Genomic DNA, 18,777 nt, shown 5'->3' on the forward strand with positions numbered 1-18,777 from the left:
TTCTTTAGACACGATCGTGTTCCTTCCTAGTTATGATTCGCTTTGGGTAAGCAGTACCCAAGGCGCGCCAGAAATTGCTATTTTATGCGCCAACTCACGTCAGCGCAATAGATTCGTTATTAACCAAACAACGGTTAACCACGCTCTGCGATAATTGCGTCAGCAATATTTTTCGGCACATCAGCGTACTCAGCAAACTCCATAGAGTAAGAAGCACGGCCTTGTGTGGCAGAACGCAGGTCAGTTGCATAACCAAACATCTCAGACAGTGGGACTTTAGCGTGGATGATTTTCAGTCCCGCAGGGCCTTCATCCATACCTTCGATGATGCCACGACGACGGTTTAAGTCACCCACAACATCACCCATCCAGTCTTCTGGAGTGGTTATTTCAACTTTCATTAACGGCTCAAGAAGAACAGGTTGAGCTTCAAGCGCACCTTTCTTGAATGCCATAGAACCAGCGATTTTAAACGCCATTTCGCTGGAGTCGACATCGTGGAATGAACCATCAAACAGGGTAGCTTTGACATCCAGCACTGGATAGCCCGCTAACACACCGTTGTTCATTTGCTCCTCGATACCTTTCGCAACTGGGTTGATAAATTCTTTTGGAATCACACCACCCGCGATTGCGTCAACGAAGACAAAACCTTGACCAGGCTCAGCAGGTTCAATTTTCAGCCATACGTGACCGTATTGACCACGACCACCTGACTGACGAACGAACTTACCTTCCACTTCCGATTTACCACGAATGGTTTCACGGTAAGCCACCTGAGGTTTACCTACGTTACAATCGACACCAAACTCACGTTTCATGCGATCGACGATAATATCTAGGTGAAGCTCACCCATACCAGAAATCAGCGTTTGACCCGTCTCAGCGTCAGTCTCAACGCGGAATGATGGGTCTTCTGCTGCGAGTTTACCTAAAGCAATACCCATTTTTTCCTGATCAGCTTTAGAGCGAGGCTCTACTGCGATCTGAATTACTGGTTCAGGGAACTCCATACGCTCCAGAATCACAACATGATTCGGATCACACAAAGTATCGCCCGTAGTCACATCTTTCAGGCCGATAGCCGCAGCGATGTCACCCGCACGAATCTCTTTGATTTCATCACGCTTGTTAGCATGCATCTGTACGATACGACCAAAGCGCTCTTTCTTTTGCTTCACTGAGTTATAAACCGCATCACCCGAGTTAACCACTCCAGAGTAGACGCGAATAAAGGTCAGCGAGCCAACAAAAGGATCGGTAGCAATCTTAAACGCGAGTGAAGAAAACGGTTCGTTATCGTCAGCATGACGCTCAACACTGTTTTCTCGATCATCAATACCTTTGATCGCAGGAACATCGGTTGGTGATGGTAGAAACTCAATCACCGCATCCAGAACTGCTTGCACGCCTTTGTTCTTAAACGCACTACCACAAGCTGCGAGAACAATTTCGTTGTTGATGGTGCGCTGACGCAGAGCTTGTTTGATCTCTACTTCGCTAAGTTCACCATCTTCAAGGTATTTTTCCATCAACTCTTCACTGGCTTCGGCTGCGGCTTCCACAAGGTGGTTACGCCACTCTTGGGCAAGCTCAAGCATATCCGCAGGAATTTCTTCATAAGTGAAGCTCATGCCTTGATCGGCTTCATTCCAGTTGATGGCTTTCATCTTGATAAGGTCGATGACACCTTTGAACTCTTCTTCTGCACCAATGTTGAGTTGGATAGGAACAGGGTTCGCACCAAGACGATGTTTAATTTGGCCTACTACGCGTAAGAAATCTGCACCGGCACGGTCCATTTTGTTGACGAATACCATGCGTGGAACGCCGTATTTGTCAGCTTGACGCCAAACGGTTTCAGACTGAGGTTCAACACCTGATGTGCCACAGAATACGACCACTGCACCATCAAGCACACGAAGTGAACGCTCTACTTCGATCGTAAAGTCAACGTGTCCAGGGGTATCAATGATGTTGATGCGATGTTCTTGGAATTGCGCTTCCATACCACGCCAGAAGGTGGTGGTGGCCGCAGAGGTAATGGTAATACCACGCTCTTGCTCTTGGACCATCCAGTCCATAGTCGCAGCACCGTCGTGAACTTCGCCAATTTTGTGAGAGAGGCCAGTGTAGAACAGAATACGCTCAGTAGTGGTTGTTTTTCCTGCATCTACGTGAGCACAGATACCGATGTTACGGTAGCGCTCAATAGGAGTTTTACGAGCCACGATTGTATCCTCTTACTAAGGTCAACCTTAGAAAATAGAAATGTGCTGCGAGAGAACCTCGCAGCACAGAAGGTATTACCAGCGGTAATGAGCGAACGCTTTGTTCGCTTCTGCCATACGGTGAACGTCTTCACGTTTCTTAACAGCAGAACCTTTGTTTTCAGCCGCATCCAGCATTTCAGCAGCTAGACGAGCAGCCATAGATTTTTCACCACGCTTACGCGCAGCTTCAACCAACCAACGCATTGCCAGAGCATTACGACGTACTGGACGTACTTCAACTGGCACTTGGTAAGTTGAACCACCAACACGGCGAGATTTAACTTCTACCGCTGGGCGAACGTTTTCAAGAGCTTCTTCAAATACAGCTAAGTGATCTTTACCAGATTTCTCAGCCATGGTGTCTAGTGCAGTGTAAACGATTTTCTCTGCAGTAGATTTTTTACCGTCAACCATAAGGATGTTAACGAATTTTGCCAGCAGTTCAGATTTGAACTTTGGATCTGGAAGGATCTTACGCTGACCAATGACGCGACGACGTGGCATGGAATATTCTCCGTTGTCTTCTTCAGGTTATCCAAAACTTTTCAGTTTTTTCAAAATTAAAATTTAATTTTAGTGTTTGGCCTTACTTAACGCTTCTCTCATAAGAAGAAGGGCATTAAGACTTAGGACGCTTCACACCGTACTTAGAACGAGCTTGTTTACGGTCATTCACGCCTGCACAGTCAAGTGCACCACGAACTGTGTGGTAGCGAACACCTGGGAGGTCTTTAACACGACCACCACGGATCAGAACAACACTGTGCTCTTGTAGGTTGTGACCTTCACCACCGATGTATGAAGTAACTTCAAAACCGTTAGTTAGGCGTACACGACATACTTTACGAAGTGCTGAGTTAGGTTTTTTAGGTGTAGTAGTGTAAACACGAGTACATACACCACGTTTTTGTGGGCACGCAGCTAGTGCTGGCACGTTGCTTTTAACAACTTGCTTAGCACGTGGCTTACGAACCAACTGGTTAATAGTTGCCATTAACTAGCTCCTGATTTACTTAAAGTAAGCTTGTGAAAAATCTATCCCTTCCATGCAAACAGTTTGCACAAATAGGGACGCAAAATTCTATGCAGCAGTGGGATGTGTGTCAAGAAATATACAGATCTTTTTTACTGATCCTGTGTGAGCGTTGTTCTGCTCAGGATAATTAGGAAAAGACAACCTACCAGGTTATTGATTTATCATGAGTTACTGTCAAATCAACAAAGTCACTCATGGTGACAACCGAAATACGCGGATCGCACTTTTCTAGCCAACCACGCGCATGCAGATCCTCATAAAGCACCAACCATAGGTTCTGATCGTTAATACTCGCTTGATATGGTGAATGTACTGCCGCCGCGTAGACAGCATTCTCCGTCAATAGAACAACATCACCATCGAGTAAATAAGCGCTAAGCAAAGGGAGTTTTTCTAAGTGCTTAACAATATGTAGCATAGGGGCTCCTTAGAAAGTCAGTAACTGATCGTAGTGGTGCAGTAACTGCGCCAGAGCTTGGGCATCAACCACTTCCACCTCAATCAGTAAATCTTGTTCACTCAACCCCCAGCTAACCAAACTCTGTTGGCAGACATAACGCGCTTCAATGTCGTAGAGATCCAAAAGCTTGAATGCCGAAATATAGTCACGACTTAAAATCGATTCGGGGTGCTGATGATTGACCAACTGCAACACACCTTCGCCAACAAAAAATAGGGCTTGTTCTTCACTGTAGGCCGACGTCGCAAGAATGGCATCTAAGCCTTCTCGCCCTGACGCACTACCATGAGGCGGCGTATGAAATACCCATGCGACTTTATTCAAAACTGCACCACCCTATCTTGCTCCAGTAATGCTTGTGCCAAACTGCCCAGTCCCGCTTGAGTGAAATGAGCCGCGAGGTTATCGCTCGCTAAGCCGTGTTGCGACGCTTCTTGCTCACTCACAACACCACGGCGCAGCGCTGCTGCAACACAAGTTTCAAGTTGTACTTGATGGGATTGAGCAAGAGATTGCCAACCTTGTAGCAGGTTAAACTCATCATTGGCTGGTACATGCGTTGCCGAGCCATTAAGCACACCGTCTTGATAAAAGAACACGCTTTTTAAAATATGTCCTTTCTCAATCAGCGCTTTAGCAAACAGATAGGCGTTGCGGGCCGATTGCGTACCGTATTGTGGCCCGTTCACGACTAAGGTGTAAGTGAGTGGTTTCACTTCTCATCATCCTCAGTTTTACGCTGACGAATATAGAGATACACCGTATGTTTAGAGATATTCAGCCGATCGGCGACTCGGTTGATCGCATCTTTAATGTCGAAAATCCCCTTATCGAACAACGCCATCACGATTTGACGATTTTTGGTATTGTTCGAGACTGACTTATCACCGTTGATTTCTTCAATGGTACGTTCAACTGTTTGATCCACCAGCTCTTCCACATCACTGGCAAAGTTAACCGAAGAGGCCGCCTCTTGCGCTTCTTGAGTTGGCATAAACGATTTCAGTACTTGTGAGAAAGGCGCATCGAGGTTGACGTTGATACAGAGTAGACCAATCACTCGATTCTCACCGTTACGGATCGCTACTGTGATCGATTTCATCAATACGCCACCTTTGGCGCGCGTGAAATAAGAACGGGAGAAGTTACGCTCAGATCCTTCTATATCACGCAACATTTTCAAGGCCATATCGGTAATTGGCGATCCCACTTGACGACCTGTGTTTTCACCATTGGCAATCTTGATCGCCGATGTATTGAGATCTTCAAGCGAGTGCAGAACGATTTCACAAAATGGGCCAATCAGGCTCGCGATGCCATCAACTACCGCCTCGTAAGAGCGCAGAATCACTTTATCGTGCTCCGTAAACGGCTTTACGTGCACAGACTCCATCTCAAGCAGTAAATCGACATTCATGGTTTCTGTCATTGTCACTGTGCTTAAACCTTAGAATGAAAAATCAACAAATTGCTGTAAGTTTATCAGAAAATTTTAAACCACGATTCTGCAATATCACCAACAAGTGATTTAGGACAAGTTCTTATTAGAATCCGCGCATACAAAAAGGCCTGCACAACGTCAGGCCTTCTTCTATTCCTCTGCTCGTTTCAACATCGAGCCCGGGATTATTGATTACTGAGCAGCGTCTTTGCCGTTTTCAATTTTCAACAATTCCACTTCAAACACTAAGGTTGAGTTGGCAGGAATGGTTGGCGTATCTTGCTCGCCGTAAGCCAGTTCAGGCGGAATAACCAGTTTAAACTTAGAACCGACTGACATCAGTTGTACACCCTCGGTCCAGCCAGGGATAACACGGTTTAGAGGGAAAGTCGCAGGCTCGCCACGCTCATAAGAGCTGTCGAATTGCGAACCGTCAATCAAGGTACCTTTGTAGTGAACTTGCACAGTATCGGTATCTTTTGGCTTATCACCTTCTGCTGGTGTCATCACTTGATACAGCAGACCCGATTGTGTTTTCACAACACCGGACTCTTTCTCGAATTGGGCGCGGAACTCATCACCTTTCTTCTTGTTCTCTGCTGCTTTTTCAGCGGCTTTGGCTTGCATGGTTTCAGCCACACGCTTATCTAACGCTTCAAGCGCAGCACGTGTCTCTTCTTCGCTCATTTCTGGGTTGCCAGCAAACACATGTTCAATACCTTTCAGTACCAGATCTTTGTTCAGATCGATGCCAATTTCACTTGGCTTCTCAATACTGGTTTTAAGATAGTTTGCAAACGATACGCCAATTGCGTACGCCGCTTTATCATCTTCAGACTTGAACTCAACCGTTTTCGCTGCTGCGGTTTGTGCGGCAGACGTGGTTTCGGTTTTTGGTGCTTCTTCTTTCTGACAACCAACCGCGAGCATTACCGTCGCAGCCAGCAGTGACACTTTAAAAAGTGATTTCATCGGGTTCTCCAATTATGAGGTAATCCTTTTGGCGTTGTGCACAAAAACCAGCAACCAACTGGTGCACAACAAAGAGTTGTACCAATATAGCGATATGTTTCATGATTGTCTTTACACAACAAACGGATAATTCGACTTGATGCGAAGAATTTATCACTCACTCTGCGCTTTGCTTGTCATCTTAATGTTAAGTGGCTGTTTTTTTACCCACCAAGCAGAGCAGCAATGGGACTTAGCCCCTGAAGGTTCAACCGCCTTTGGCTTAAGTCGTGACGGCCGATTTGCTCTTATCTATTCCAAGCAGCAGCAGTTAGTACTATGGGATCTGTTGCAAGATAAGAAACTTGCCGATCTTGGCGCGCAAGATCCACAAGCTAACCCTGTTTCCGTGATCCGTATCGCGGATAGCGAACGTTTCGCAGTCACCGCAAGCCAGAATAACTTTGCAGTTTGGGATCTCGCTTGGACCCAAGGCAAAGGACTTTGGTCGATTACCGATGGGCTGATCCGCGATGTTGATCTCTCCAGTGATGGTGAACAGGTACTGCTAGGATTGACCAATGGCAAAGCGATTTACGTTGACTTAGTCAGTGGGCGGCGCATGGAGTTCCTTGCTCACCGTGAAAAAGTCAATTCTGTCGCGCTCTCTGCCAATGGACGCTATGCGCTCACCGGAGGCAATGACTATCACGCTTATTTATGGGATACCAAGACTGGGCAAATCGTTCGCCAATTTGAACATGAGCAGCGAGTCAATCGGGTCACTTTACAACGAGAAGGTAAACTGGCGTTTACTTCAGATGGTGGCAATCAAGCGCTCATTTGGGATCTCACCGCAGACAGCAAGCCCATCCAGTTACAGAGTTTTCGACGCCAACTGATTTTTTCCACCGCTCGCTTTTCTGATGATGGAAGAAAGCTGATCACGGGAACTCCCTCTGGATTAGTCGAAGTATGGAATACGCAAGATGGTAAGAAAATCGCCAGCTTCGAATCTGAAAACAAAAAAGATCACGGTCCTACTCAAGCTGTCGTGTATGATGCGGCTTTTGACGCCCAACAGCGCGCCGTAGCGGGCAGCTCTGCGGGTATCGCTCAAGCTTGGCGAATGGAGAACTGAAAATGCAAGAGATGTCGCTAACCCAACTTCAAGAGCGCATTGAAGATTTAGAGTGCAAATTAGCTTTTCAAGAGCAAACCATCGAAACTCTTAATGATGCCTTAACCCAGCAGCAACTGCTGCTCAGCAAGATGCAAGATCAGATGAAATACGTGGTCGGTAAAGTCAAAAATATGGACACTTCCACTCTAGCGGATCCTGCGCACGAAACGCCGCCTCCACACTACTGATGGAATCATTTTCCACTGGCAGCCTACGTAATTCGCGATCTTAACGAGCGAAAACGTAGGCTATCACCGCACCAGCCACCACCAAACAACCGCCGATGCGCCGCAACTGATTATCCGGTTGTAAGCTCAATTGTGCCACCATCTGACGCCATCCTCTCGGCGCGAATAAGGGTCCTAGCCCTTCAACGATCAACACTAAACCTAGTGCCACCCAAAGTGTCTGCGACATATTGACTCCAAATAACAAAGGCCCCTTACGGAGCCTTGAATGAATAACGTTAACTCATGCTTACTTGGCGGCTGCGCCTTTCGCATTATTCATGTATTGGAAGAACTCGCTGTTTGGATCCAATACCAGAATATCATTTTTGCTGTTAAACGATTTCTCGTAGGCGCGCAGTGAACGCAGGAAGCTGAAGAACTCAGGATCTTTCTTATAAGCATCCGAGTAAATCTTCGCGGCTTCTGCATCTGCAGTACCACGAGTCACACGCGCCGTCTTATCTGCTTCAGCAAGAATGGTTGCTACTTCAAGCTCGGCTTGCGCACGGATCACTTCCGCTTTTTCACGACCTTGTGAACGGTGCTTACGAGCTACCGATTCACGTTCCGCACGCATACGGCGATAGATAGATTCGCTGATCTCATCCGGTAGGTTGATCTTCTTCATACGGAAGTCGACCACATATACCCCTAAGTCTTTCATCGCACTTTCACGAGTATCGTTCAGTACTTCAGACATGATTTGATCACGCTGACCATCAATCTCCATCGCTTCTTTTGCCGCTTCCGTCGTCAATTCAGAAGAATCTGCATTTTCAGGTAATACGGCAACATTGCGAGGGCCAGAAACGATCTGCTTGATTTCACGCGCACCGATTTCAGAACGCAAGACGTCAGTCACTTTACGCTCCAATAGGGCTTCTGCGGTCAACGCATTACCACCACCGGTTGCCAAGTAGTATTGGCCAAAATCTTCGATACGCCACTTAACGTAAGTATCGATGATCACGTCTTTTTTCTCGGACGTCACGAAACGGTCTGAACGGCCATCCATGGTTTGAATACGTGCATCTAAGGTTTTTACACGATCAAACAGTGGCATTTTAAAATGCAGACCCGGCTCATAAATTCTCGCCAGATCGTTATTGTCTTTCAACACTCGACCAAAACGGATCACGATTCCGCGCTCGCCCTCTGGGATCACGAACATCGACATCAATAAAGCAGCGATGATCAGAACGATACTAGGGATTAATAACTTACGCATTCTTAGTATCTCCCTTGACGTGTGGTGCTACGCGACTGAGTGTCGGTATTCGTTTCTGTCGTTTGTGATTCAAGCTCAATTTGATCGTAGGCTGATGAAGACTTATTTGGACGCGGCTGCGCCGTTTTATTGTCTTGACCCGCTAACTTATCAATCGGCAGATAGAGCAGATTACCGCTCGATTCAGAATCAATCAGTACTTTTGAAGTATTGCTATACACCTGCTCCATCGCATCCAAATAGAGACGGTCACGGGTTACTTTCGGTGCAGCTTGATATTCAGGCAACAGCTTTTCAAACTGAGCAACCTGACCGAGCGCTTCATTGATGGTGCGCTCGTTGTAACCTTGCGCTTCTTTCTTCAGACGCTCAGCACGGCCTGTGGCTTTAGGCAAAATTTCGTTCTTGTAAGCTTCCGCTTCGCGAATGAAACGCTCTTCATCCTCACGGGCTGCAATCGCATCGTCAAAGGCATCTTTTACTTGCTCAGGTGGACGAGCCGACTGGAAGTTCACATCAACAATCATCAAGCCCATATCATAGCTATCGATGACTTGGTTGAGTGTCTGCTGCGTGCTTTGGCGAATTTGCTGACGACCACTGGTTAGGATGCTATCCATCAGTGAGTCACCGACTACGGCACGAAGCGCAGAGTCCGTTGCTTGACGCAAGCTGTCATCCGCGTTGGTCACGCGATACAAGTATTTGTATGGATCGGCAATACGATATTGCACATCCATCGATACCGTTACCACGTTTTCATCTTTGGTCAGCATCAAGCCAGAGGCGCGCAGAGAGCGAATCGCTTGCACGTTGACTGGTGTCACTTCATCAATAAAGCGTGGACGCCAGTTCAGACCCGGATCAACAATGCGGTCGTATTTGCCAAGGCGTAGCACAACGCCGCGCTCAGCTTCACCGATGGTATAAAAACCAGTAAAGAACCAAACCGCAACAGCGATAGCTGCAATGACACCAAAGCCAATCGCACCGCCACCGGAAAACGAAGGGCCTTTACCACCTTTGCCACCAAACTTGCCCCCCAGCTTTTGACTCAGTTTATTAAACACTTCGTCTAAATCTGGCGGTCCTTGATCTCGGCCACCTTTGTTACCGCGATTGTTGTTCCCCCATGGGTCATTATCGCGGCCATTGTTGCCGTTATTATTACCAGGCTCATTCCACGCCATTAGAAAACTCCATCATTTGATATGACGTTATACTCTAGCAGTCCTTTAAGTAACTATAAAGTCACATAAATCTGCTTGCTCTCGTTTTTCTAGTCTAGCCCAATCGACCTGTTGCATCCGCACAGTGATCAGTAAATTGCCTTCCGGATCATACTCTTCCTGTTGAATACAGTTCATTTGGAAAAATGTGCTACGGATACGTCCTTGATGTCGCGGCGGAATACGTAAGTGATGCTCCACCACTTGGCTAGCCAAACGCTCACTCAATGCCTCAAAGAGTAGCTCAATACCCGCGCCCTGCATGGCAGAGATCCACACTACTCTCGGAACGCCTTCATCATCCCGTTCTATACGTGGAGATTGCTCTTCGAGATTATCGATCTTATTCATCACCAACAAAGTGGGGACTTCATGAGCATCAATCTCTTGTAAAACAGTCTCTACCGCTTGGATATTCTCACGAAAGCGTTCGTCACTGGCATCAACAACATGTAACAAAATGTCAGCTTCTTGTGTCTCTTGTAACGTCGCTTTAAAAGCCGCAACAAGATCATGCGGAAGATGGCGAATAAAACCTACTGTGTCGGCTAAAACGGCCGGGCCGACATCAGCTAGATCGATTTTACGCAAGGTAGGATCAAGCGTTGCGAACAGCTGATCCGCCGCATACACACCGGCTTCAGTGATTCGGTTAAACAGGGTTGATTTCCCTGCGTTGGTATAACCCACCAACGAGATGGTTGGAATTTCTGCACGGCTACGAGCACGGCGCCCTTGCTCACGCTGTTTGGCCACTTTTTCTAAGCGGCGCAAAATCGCTTTAATTCGTTCACGCAGTAAACGTCGGTCAGTTTCAAGCTGGGTTTCACCCGGCCCACGTAAACCAATCCCGCCTTTTTGTCTTTCCAAATGCGTCCAACCACGAATTAAGCGTGTCGAAATATGGCGCAGCTGAGCCAACTCGACTTGTAGCTTACCTTCATGGGTACGAGCACGTTGAGCAAAAATATCAAGGATAAGGCCTGTGCGATCAATCACACGACACTGGCATAGTCTTTCGAGGTTACGTTCTTGGGCAGGAGAAAGAGCATGGTTAAAAATCACCACGTTAGCACCATGCATTTGCACTGCTTCAGCGATTTCTTGGGCTTTGCCCTCACCAACAAAATATTTAGGGTGAGGGGTCTGACGACTGCCTGTTACCACATGCAGTGTTGTCACCCCTGCGGAAGAAATGAGCATTTTACATTCGCTCAGATCTTCCCACTCACCCCGTTGCGTGAAGTTGACATGAACAAGTACGGCTCGCTCACCGGCTTCATAACGGTCAAACAAGCGATCAACTCCTTAAATAATTATGCAAAGAATTACTCTTCAGACTTCTCTGCTGGACGATCCGATGCTGGGCGGTCGCCGCTGTGGTGGCTAACTGGACGAGCAGGAACCACAGTAGAAATCGCATGCTTGTAAACCATTTGGTTTACTGTGTTCTTCAGCAAGATCACAAATTGATCAAATGATTCGATCTGACCTTGCAGTTTAATGCCGTTCACAAGGTAGATAGAAACAGGGATACGTTCACGACGTAGTGCATTCAGAAATGGGTCTTGTAGAGATTGCCCCTTAGCCATTTTGTTTTTCCTTATTTTGTCTTTTCTAGTAATTATTTAGCTAGCGGTGCAGCAGAATTATATGCAGCCTTGCATCTGAGCTAAACGAATCAAAATCCCCGTTGCTACTGATGCTCAACAGAGTACCAATAGCGGATCCTTTCCGGGGTACATCACGCAAAAGCGATCACATTATACACAGCTTATTTCGTTGGAAGCTATCGCATTCGAGAGCGTTTCAACGGCTTGATCAACGTTTTCGCTATCTAACCAAGTTAAATCATCCCAGCTGCGTAACCAGGTGATCTGTCGCTTGGCCAATTGACGGGTGGCACAGATGCCGCGATAAATCGCTTCATCTAAGGTTCCATGACCGTCTAAGTAATCCCACATCTGTCGGTAACCGACGCAGCGAATCGAAGGAAGATCCGGATGAAGATCGTCTCTGGCATATAATGCTTTGACCTCTTCTTCAAACCCTGATTCGACCATCTTCTCAAAGCGAAGTTCAATCCGACGATGGAGTTCTGTCCTTTCCTTGGGAGCAATTGCAAACTGCAGCACCCGATAAGGAATTGCTTCCCCTTTGGTTTGCGTCAGTTCAGTAAGAGTTTTACCTGAAATTCGATAAACTTCCAATGCCCGCGACAATCTTTGTGGATCATTGGGATGAATTCGCTGTGCTGAGACGGGATCAATCTGTTGTAACTGATCGTGTAACGCCTGCCAGCCAAGCTTTTCAGCTTCCAGTTCGATCTGCTGGCGAATCACGGGATCCGCGGCAGGTAGTGGTGATAACCCTTCGAGTAAGGCTTTAAAGTAGAGCATTGTACCTCCCACCAACAGTGGGATTTTGCCCTGAGCGACGATATCCGCCATCTCTTTTAATGCATCACGACGAAAATCGGCAGCCGAATACGCTTCACTCGGATCGAGAATATCGATCAAACGGTGCGGTGCGAGTGCTAGCTCTTGAGCATCCGGTTTTGCGGTGCCTATGTCCATCCCTCGATAAATCAGTGCCGAGTCGACGCTGATGATCTCCACCGGATATTTCTGACGTAAGCGAATGGCTAGATCCGTTTTGCCAGAGGCCGTTGGGCCCATTAAGAAGAGGGCGAGAGGTAACTTTTGAGTCATGAGTGTAATGCTGTAATTGAGGCGGAAAAATCCACCAAAGTAATAAAATGCGGGTCTTGCAAAGGCAAGTTGCCTTGCCAGAGCTGCTCCAGCTCTGCGATCAAGCCGATCGCCTCGGCTAAAGTGTAGTCTCTTTTTTCTACAACGATGCGTTGAGTTAACCAATCCGCCAACGCTTGATGGCTCAAGGCTTGGCTTTCCGAACAACTCGCCGCGTAAGATAACAGATCCGGCAGCAATTGCTGTAAATTTTGCTGACGCAGCGGCTGCGGAACCGCCATCACCATAATGCTGTGATTGGTGCGCGATTTCAGCTCAATACCCAGTTGCAACAGGGCCGATGAATGACGCTGCGCCACTTGCCATTCAGATTCATTCAGTTTTAGCGCGAGTGGCACCAGCAGTGGCTGCGCTTTCAGCGCACCATGCTGAGCATTGAGTAATCCACGCAGTTTGAGTTGCTGAGCTTGGTATAGCGAGATAAGCACACAGCCTTGTGGGCTACTCATCAACAGGTACTGTCCCGCGACCACTTGGATCGCTTTACCCAGTTTTTCGATAGCAATATTAGCCTTGACGGCTTCAATTGATGAGACGATGGTACTGGCAGTACTCGGTTCTTCATCCGATAAATCGGGAGTTTGCATCAAGGTTTGATAAACCGCGGCCTCTTTTTTGCTGACGGATGCCGAACCATATCTTTCTTTGCCAGTACTTGCAGTCTTGGGTGAAGCGACCCAAGGATTACTGACCGCTCGCTCTCTAACCTGCTGATTATCGCTCTCATCCCTATCGTTATCACGTGGAGCTTTGCGCGGATAATCTGGCGTATTTTGCACCGCTTGCCACACTCTTTCTTGTTGCGTGGTCTCGATCATCGGCACAACCGGAGGATTCACCTCTTCCGTGCAGTGAGGTAAATGAAACGCCCCTTCATTAATGGTCGGAGCCATCACCTGCGCACTTTGTACTAGCGCACTGCTTAAGGCTTGATAGATGAAATCATGAACGAGGCGAGCTTGATGGAAGCGCACTTCATGCTTGGCTGGATGGACGTTGACATCCACTTGATGAGGATCGAGTTCAATAAACAGCACATAGGTAGCAAATTGATCGGCACGTAAGCTGGTTTCGTAGCTTTGGCGAATCGCATGATTGATCAACTTATCACGCATCATCCGGCCGTTTACGTAACAGTATTGCAGATCGCTCTGCTGGCGCGCTCCTTCGGGTGTGGTGATCCAGCCATGCAGTTTAAGCCCTTGGTGCTCTAACTCAATGCGTAACATATGTTGCACAAACGGGTTGCCACACACCGCAGCTAAACGTTTTTCCTGCTGCGGTAAAGTCGTTGCAGCGCGATACTGACGCACGATTTTTCCGTTATGGCGCAGAGTAAAGCTGACATCAAAACGGCTCAGAGCAATTCGTTTGAGCAGCTCATCAATATGGGTAAATTCGGTTTTTTCGGTGCGCAGAAATTTACGCCGTGCCGGGGTATTGAAAAAGAGATCCAGCACTTCCACAGTCGTACCCACGGGGTGAGCCGCGGGCTGTAACTTGACCGCCATATCGCGGCCTTCACTGTAGGCAGACCACGCTTCTTCTTGAGCTACCGTGCGCGAAGTAAGGGTTAAGCGTGAGACTGAGCTAATACTGGCTAAGGCCTCGCCACGAAAACCAAGGCTCATGATCGCTTCCAGATCATCGAGGGTGTGAATTTTAGAGGTCGCGTGACGACTCAGCGCAAGCCCTAGTTCGTCCTTATCAATACCCGAACCATTATCACGAATACGAATGAGCTTAGCGCCCCCCTTCTCGATATCAATATCAATTCGAGTGGCTCCGGCATCTAAACTGTTTTCCACCAACTCCTTGACTACTGAAGCCGGTCTTTCTACAACTTCACCCGCTGCAATTTGGTTGGCTAAACGGGCGGGTAGGATTCGAATCGTCATGAGCGCTTATTTATTCGGGATAATCAGTTGCTGCCCAACCAACAATTGGTCAGAGCGTAGCTGGTTGGCTTGGCGAATGCTATCAACGCTAACATTGTATTGATCAGCGATTTTGCTCAGGAATTCACCGCGCTGCACCTTGTGCTTACGCAGCGGCTTATCTTTTAAACTCACCGTGATTTTCAGCTTCTGCCCGAGCACTAGAGTATCCGATTTCAGATTGTTCTCTTTTTTGATCGAGGCCACTGAAACCTTATAGGTGGTGGCAAGTTTACCGAGAAAATCGCCCGTTTTTACCACGTGGGTAATAGTTTCCGTTTCTACAGGATTTGCCATCACAGGAACAGGTACTGGGTTTGGTGCTGAAGAAGCTGGAATAGTCAGCAGTTGCCCAACCGAAATCGTCGAAGACTTGAGGTTGTTGGCTTTTTTCAAAGCATCGACACTGACCCCATACTGGTTAGCAATCAGACCAATTGATTCACCACGCTGCACTTTGTGTTTCTGCGCTTTACCTCGGTTGGCAAACAGTGTGCCCTCTGGCGGATTATCTTCAAAGTACTGCACAATCGCCGTGGCTAAAGCGCGAGCTAACTTATCTTGATGACTGCGCTGAATCAGCAATTTTTCTTCTGATGGGTTAGAGATAAAGCCCGTTTCCACCAGTACCGATGGGATGTCTGGTGACTTCAATACCGCCAAACTTGCATTAACGGGTTCGGTTTTATGCAGATGCGCTACCTTGCCCATTTCACGCAAAATATTCGTCGCGACCTTATAGCCCTCTTTTTGCGAATGGCTAAACTGCAGATCCAGTAGGGTCTGACTAACGTTACGATCGTTATTGGTTTTCGAAAGTACTTCGCCAGCACCGCCCAGCAATTCAGATTGTTGCTCGTGATTTTCCACCCAACGGGCAATTTCGGTATTGGCACGGCGGGTATTCAGCACAAACACCGATCCCCCGCGCGGCTGTGGAGTATGAAACGCATCCGCATGCACCGAAACCAAAAGGTGCGCCTTGCTACGGCGCGCGATTTCCGTACGTTTATTCAGATTTACAAAATAGTCACCACGGCGAGTCAGTACCGCTTTCATTCCCGGCACTGCATTGAGTTGATCCGCCAACTTTTTAGACACGCTCAAGGTGATGTCTTTTTCATATTTGCGTGTAGGACCAATGGAACCGGGATCTTCACCGCCATGTCCCGCGTCAATCGCCACCACAATATCGTCATTCCCTAAGAGTTGAGAGGCATCTTTACTGACTTGCGCGGGTGAACTCGGTGTGCTGGCGGAAGAGCTCTCACTCACTTTGCCATGTGGCATATCAATCACTAAACGATGGCCATATTGACCACCGGGTGTAGGAGCTAATTTAAATAAGGTTGGCGTTGTTTTTTGTTTGAGCTCAAACACCAAACGAAATGTACTTTTTTCAGGGGGAGATGAAGCGCGAACTTTCGATAAAATGCCACTTTCAGTGACATTAACCGGTAACTTAGCGCGAGAGGTGCTCTGTTTGAGGTCAACCACCAAGCGCTCAGGAGAGCTGAGGGTAAAGTAGCTGTAATCCACCTCGGATTTGACATCCAATACCACTCGTGTCTCATCAGGAGAAGGCCACACGCGCACGCCTTCCAAAACGTTCGCCCAAGTTTGAGGAGCGATCGCGAGTAAAACGAATCCAAAGAGTAAGAATACAAAACGGCTAACGTTCAACATAACTCCAACTGACTCAAAAGGTCGCATCCATAGTGGTTATTGGCTGTCAGCGTAGCAACTCGCTGCTCGCCGTGGTAACGCAAATCGATATCAAGATCCGCATTTGGCAATAGTCCATGCCCTTTTTCTGGCCACTCGACTAAACAAATGGCATCTGCACTAAAGTAATCACGAATCCCCATAAATTCGAGTTCTTCAGGATCCGCTAAACGATAAAGATCAAAATGATAGACCTGCCACATACCGAGTTGATATGGCTCAACCAGTGTGTAGGTTGGGCTTTTGACGTTACCTTGATGGCCCAAGGCACGAATAAAACCTCGGCTGAAAGTCGTTTTTCCCGCGCCAAGATCGCCATGCAGATAAAGCGTTGTCTGTTGTGAGCATATCAGCGCTAGCGCACGACCTAATTCAATCGTAGCTTGCTCATCTTTTAGGGGAAAAATCTTGCTGTTCATTACGCTTTTCTCGACAGGGTCTTTGTTGACTATAAAGAAATCAAAAGAACTGGAATAGTAAACTGGGTTGGAATTGAGAGACAAGATCTGTTCTGTTAACAAAGCGAAAAATATCGTAGATCCTGCAAGCTCTCACAAGGATTAACGCTAGAAGAGGGCAAAAAGATCCGTTAAGATCCTCGCCCCTTATCCTGAGTACCCGACATGGACTACCAACAACTGGCAAATCAGATCAAACAATGGGCGATCGAACTCGGCTTTGAAAAAGTCGGGATTTGCGACGTCGATTTGAGTGAACATGAACCAGCATTGCAGGCTTGGCTAGACGCAGGTTACCACGGTGAAATGGATTGGATGGCGAGGCACGGCATGATGCGCGCGCGCCCTGCAGAACTCTTACCCGGAACGCTTAGGGTGATCAGTGCTCGCATCAACTATCTCCCACCACAAGCGCAGTTTGCTTCCAACTTAAGCGATCCCAACCAAGCTTATATCAGCCGTTACGCTTTAGGACGTGATTACCATAAGCTTGTTCGAAACCAGCTCAAAAAACTGGGGGAAAAAATCGAACAAGAAGTGGGAAAACTGGGTTACCGTCCTTTTGTCGACTCCGCCCCGATTCTTGAACGCCCTCTGGCACAAAAAGCGGGATTAGGTTGGACAGGAAAACATTCGCTGATTTTAGATAAAGAGAACGGGTCTTGGTTCTTCTTGGGGGAATTACTGGTTGATATTCCCTTACCCGTTGATGAACCGAGCGAAAATCAATGCGGCAAGTGTACAGCGTGTATAACAAGCTGCCCAACCAATGCCATCGTTGCCGAAGGCGTGGTGGATGCACGACGCTGTGTTTCTTACCTCACCATTGAGTATTCAGGGGTTATCCCCTTGGAGTTTCGACGCGCAATGGGCAACCGAATTTACGGTTGTGATGACTGCCAACTCGTCTGTCCTTGGAATCGCTTGGCCCCTTTAACTCAGCAAAGTGACTTTCATCGCCGACAAAGTCTCAACAATGCGGATTTAGTAGTGTTATTTGAATGGGATGAGGCGACTTTCCTGAAAAATATGGAAGGCTCAGCCATTCGGCGAATTGGTCACCAACAGTGGCGGCGCAATTTGATCATTGCTATGGGCAACGCTCCTTACTCTCCGCGGATTATCGATACACTCCAACGTCATCTGGGGCAAAGTGAATTACTTGATGAGCATATTCATTGGGCTTTGGAGGAGCAAACCCAAAAGACCGCCACACCTCGCCAGCATGCTCGCCTGATTCGCATTATTGAAAAGGGGCTGCCAAGGGATGCATGAATAGAGCAACTTGCATAATTAAGGAAATGATTGTTTGATGCCCATCCCAATTTGCGCTATGTGGACAACATTTTTAATCAGACGCTGTTTTCTATCGCTAAAAAAAGTTAATCACAACCTAGGTAAATGACTAGGATCAAGTTTTTAGACTGCAATGATCTTAGAGCTCTATTTTTTGCTCAGAGAGAAAAACGATAAGTTAATAAAAAACAATAACTTAATCATAAACCCTCACTAAGAAAGACCTTATCAGCAAGCAAAGATCCTCAGAGAAGTCAACTTGAAAAGCTAAGATACAGAGTTTATCAACTGTTTTATCCACAGATTTTTTTTGTGGATAACTCTGTTAATGAACACACCAAAGTAAGCGAGATCCGTAGTCAGCGGGTACGCTTTCGGCTGCTTGAAAAGAGAATATTTGATACATGGGAGCGATATTATTGAGCTGACGCGCAATGAATGACTCACTGAGATGATGCTTCACAGCATTATAGAAAGAGCTTTAGCAAAATGCTAAACACCCTAAAAAAGAAAAATCTGCGCATGAGCACAGTCTCTCTTTAAAGAATTGGTTGCGGGG

20 protein-coding genes are annotated in these 18,777 nt (G+C 47.2%); 3 read left to right on the forward strand and 17 right to left on the reverse strand.

The window, feature by feature from the left end; all coding sequences use genetic code 11:
* Positions 1-134: 134 nt before the first annotated feature.
* From fusA to fkpA, 8 genes are all read right to left on the reverse strand, one after another.
* Positions 135-2,231: an elongation factor G gene (gene fusA, locus GOU96_RS12940; protein WP_000101804.1), complete on the reverse strand. Its 2,097-nt coding sequence runs from the start codon at positions 2,229-2,231 to the stop codon at positions 135-137.
* A 75-nt stretch (positions 2,232-2,306) separates the two neighbouring features.
* Positions 2,307-2,777 carry a 30S ribosomal protein S7 gene (rpsG, locus tag GOU96_RS12945; protein ID WP_001138050.1) on the reverse strand — a complete coding sequence of 157 codons (471 nt, stop codon included), beginning with the start codon at positions 2,775-2,777 and terminating at the stop codon, positions 2,307-2,309.
* Between the two features lie 115 nt (positions 2,778-2,892).
* A complete protein-coding gene (rpsL, locus tag GOU96_RS12950) occupies positions 2,893-3,267 on the reverse strand; it encodes a 30S ribosomal protein S12 (RefSeq protein ID WP_000201237.1) in 375 nt (124 codons plus the stop codon).
* A 184-nt stretch (positions 3,268-3,451) separates the two neighbouring features.
* Entirely contained in the window at positions 3,452-3,727 is a 276-nt protein-coding gene (gene tusB, locus GOU96_RS12955; protein WP_000902450.1) for a sulfurtransferase complex subunit TusB, read from the reverse strand.
* Between the two features lie 9 nt (positions 3,728-3,736).
* On the reverse strand, positions 3,737-4,093 hold the full coding sequence (gene tusC / locus GOU96_RS12960) for a sulfurtransferase complex subunit TusC (RefSeq protein ID WP_001044898.1): 357 nt from the start codon (positions 4,091-4,093) through the stop codon (positions 3,737-3,739).
* A complete protein-coding gene (tusD, locus tag GOU96_RS12965; protein ID WP_000803699.1) occupies positions 4,090-4,485 on the reverse strand; it encodes a sulfurtransferase complex subunit TusD in 396 nt (131 codons plus the stop codon). Before tusD ends, tusC begins: the two co-directional genes overlap by 4 nt.
* Complete coding sequence (locus tag GOU96_RS12970) at positions 4,482-5,198, reverse strand: helix-turn-helix transcriptional regulator (protein WP_000140991.1); 717 nt, start codon at positions 5,196-5,198, stop codon at positions 4,482-4,484. The genes tusD and GOU96_RS12970 overlap by 4 nt, the downstream gene beginning before the upstream one ends.
* A 204-nt stretch (positions 5,199-5,402) precedes the next feature.
* Entirely contained in the window at positions 5,403-6,182 is a 780-nt protein-coding gene (gene fkpA / locus GOU96_RS12975; protein ID WP_114813539.1) for an FKBP-type peptidyl-prolyl cis-trans isomerase, read from the reverse strand.
* Positions 6,183-6,366: 184 nt separating this feature from the next.
* On the opposite strand from fkpA, the gene GOU96_RS12980 reads away from it, so the two are divergent.
* Together GOU96_RS12980 and GOU96_RS12985 are read left to right on the forward strand one after the other, a co-directional pair.
* Positions 6,367-7,302 carry a WD40 repeat domain-containing protein gene (locus GOU96_RS12980; protein ID WP_001959751.1) on the forward strand — a complete coding sequence of 312 codons (936 nt, stop codon included), beginning with the start codon at positions 6,367-6,369 and terminating at the stop codon, positions 7,300-7,302.
* An 11-nt stretch (positions 7,303-7,313) separates the two neighbouring features.
* Positions 7,314-7,532: a SlyX family protein gene (locus GOU96_RS12985; RefSeq protein ID WP_001890311.1), complete on the forward strand. Its 219-nt coding sequence runs from the start codon at positions 7,314-7,316 to the stop codon at positions 7,530-7,532.
* 40 nt (positions 7,533-7,572) lie between these two features.
* Here GOU96_RS12985 and GOU96_RS12990 read toward each other — a convergent pair whose 3' ends face one another.
* The 9 genes from GOU96_RS12990 to tsaE form a co-directional block, all read right to left on the reverse strand.
* Positions 7,573-7,761: a DUF2065 domain-containing protein gene (locus GOU96_RS12990; RefSeq protein WP_000084201.1), complete on the reverse strand. Its 189-nt coding sequence runs from the start codon at positions 7,759-7,761 to the stop codon at positions 7,573-7,575.
* A gap of 60 nt (positions 7,762-7,821) precedes the next feature.
* Complete coding sequence (hflC, locus tag GOU96_RS12995; protein ID WP_001228766.1) at positions 7,822-8,802, reverse strand: protease modulator HflC; 981 nt, start codon at positions 8,800-8,802, stop codon at positions 7,822-7,824.
* Positions 8,803-8,804: 2 nt separating this feature from the next.
* A complete protein-coding gene (gene hflK / locus GOU96_RS13000) occupies positions 8,805-9,992 on the reverse strand; it encodes an FtsH protease activity modulator HflK (RefSeq protein WP_000312460.1) in 1,188 nt (395 codons plus the stop codon).
* A gap of 45 nt (positions 9,993-10,037) precedes the next feature.
* Entirely contained in the window at positions 10,038-11,327 is a 1,290-nt protein-coding gene (gene hflX / locus GOU96_RS13005; protein ID WP_000460370.1) for a ribosome rescue GTPase HflX, read from the reverse strand.
* Positions 11,328-11,359: 32 nt separating this feature from the next.
* Positions 11,360-11,623 (reverse strand): RNA chaperone Hfq, encoded by a 264-nt coding sequence (hfq, locus tag GOU96_RS13010; RefSeq protein WP_001051872.1) that lies wholly within the window; start codon positions 11,621-11,623, stop codon positions 11,360-11,362.
* Between the two features lie 171 nt (positions 11,624-11,794).
* On the reverse strand, positions 11,795-12,742 hold the full coding sequence (gene miaA / locus GOU96_RS13015) for a tRNA (adenosine(37)-N6)-dimethylallyltransferase MiaA (RefSeq protein ID WP_057554935.1): 948 nt from the start codon (positions 12,740-12,742) through the stop codon (positions 11,795-11,797).
* Complete coding sequence (gene mutL, locus GOU96_RS13020) at positions 12,739-14,700, reverse strand: DNA mismatch repair endonuclease MutL (RefSeq protein ID WP_053034729.1); 1,962 nt, start codon at positions 14,698-14,700, stop codon at positions 12,739-12,741. The genes miaA and mutL overlap by 4 nt, the downstream gene beginning before the upstream one ends.
* 6 nt (positions 14,701-14,706) lie before the next feature.
* Positions 14,707-16,425, reverse strand: a complete 1,719-nt coding sequence (locus GOU96_RS13025) for an N-acetylmuramoyl-L-alanine amidase (RefSeq protein WP_000935814.1) — start codon at positions 16,423-16,425, stop codon at positions 14,707-14,709.
* Positions 16,419-16,883, reverse strand: coding sequence for a tRNA (adenosine(37)-N6)-threonylcarbamoyltransferase complex ATPase subunit type 1 TsaE (tsaE, locus tag GOU96_RS13030; protein ID WP_053034731.1), 465 nt, complete (start codon positions 16,881-16,883; stop codon positions 16,419-16,421). Before tsaE ends, GOU96_RS13025 begins: the two co-directional genes overlap by 7 nt.
* 204 nt (positions 16,884-17,087) lie before the next feature.
* On the opposite strand from tsaE, the gene queG reads away from it, so the two are divergent.
* Positions 17,088-18,197 (forward strand): tRNA epoxyqueuosine(34) reductase QueG, encoded by a 1,110-nt coding sequence (gene queG / locus GOU96_RS13035; RefSeq protein WP_000386327.1) that lies wholly within the window; start codon positions 17,088-17,090, stop codon positions 18,195-18,197.
* Positions 18,198-18,777 lie beyond the last annotated feature (580 nt).

It is taken from the genome of Vibrio sp. R-1, from assembly GCF_035615595.1.
Classification (GTDB): Bacteria; Pseudomonadota; Gammaproteobacteria; order Enterobacterales; family Vibrionaceae; genus Vibrio; species Vibrio cholerae.

Excerpts from the sequence above, each read along its gene's own strand:
- rpsG (WP_001138050.1), bottom strand. The coding sequence starts at position 2,777 with ATGCCACGTCGTCGCGTCATTGGTCAGCGTAAGATCCTTCCAGATCCA.
- rpsL (WP_000201237.1), bottom strand. The coding sequence starts at position 3,267 with ATGGCAACTATTAACCAGTTGGTTCGTAAGCCACGTGCTAAGCAAGTT.
- tusB (WP_000902450.1), bottom strand. The coding sequence starts at position 3,727 with ATGCTACATATTGTTAAGCACTTAGAAAAACTCCCTTTGCTTAGCGCT.
- GOU96_RS12970 (WP_000140991.1), bottom strand. The coding sequence starts at position 5,198 with ATGACAGAAACCATGAATGTCGATTTACTGCTTGAGATGGAGTCTGTG.
- fkpA (WP_114813539.1), bottom strand. The coding sequence starts at position 6,182 with ATGAAATCACTTTTTAAAGTGTCACTGCTGGCTGCGACGGTAATGCTC.
- GOU96_RS12980 (WP_001959751.1), top strand. The coding sequence starts at position 6,367 with ATGTTAAGTGGCTGTTTTTTTACCCACCAAGCAGAGCAGCAATGGGAC.
- GOU96_RS12985 (WP_001890311.1), top strand. The coding sequence starts at position 7,314 with ATGTCGCTAACCCAACTTCAAGAGCGCATTGAAGATTTAGAGTGCAAA.
- GOU96_RS12990 (WP_000084201.1), bottom strand. The coding sequence starts at position 7,761 with ATGTCGCAGACACTTTGGGTGGCACTAGGTTTAGTGTTGATCGTTGAA.
- hflC (WP_001228766.1), bottom strand. The coding sequence starts at position 8,802 with ATGCGTAAGTTATTAATCCCTAGTATCGTTCTGATCATCGCTGCTTTA.
- hflK (WP_000312460.1), bottom strand. The coding sequence starts at position 9,992 with ATGGCGTGGAATGAGCCTGGTAATAATAACGGCAACAATGGCCGCGAT.
- hfq (WP_001051872.1), bottom strand. The coding sequence starts at position 11,623 with ATGGCTAAGGGGCAATCTCTACAAGACCCATTTCTGAATGCACTACGT.
- miaA (WP_057554935.1), bottom strand. The coding sequence starts at position 12,742 with ATGACTCAAAAGTTACCTCTCGCCCTCTTCTTAATGGGCCCAACGGCC.
- mutL (WP_053034729.1), bottom strand. The coding sequence starts at position 14,700 with ATGACGATTCGAATCCTACCCGCCCGTTTAGCCAACCAAATTGCAGCG.
- GOU96_RS13025 (WP_000935814.1), bottom strand. The coding sequence starts at position 16,425 with ATGTTGAACGTTAGCCGTTTTGTATTCTTACTCTTTGGATTCGTTTTA.
- tsaE (WP_053034731.1), bottom strand. The coding sequence starts at position 16,883 with ATGAACAGCAAGATTTTTCCCCTAAAAGATGAGCAAGCTACGATTGAA.
- queG (WP_000386327.1), top strand. The coding sequence starts at position 17,088 with ATGGACTACCAACAACTGGCAAATCAGATCAAACAATGGGCGATCGAA.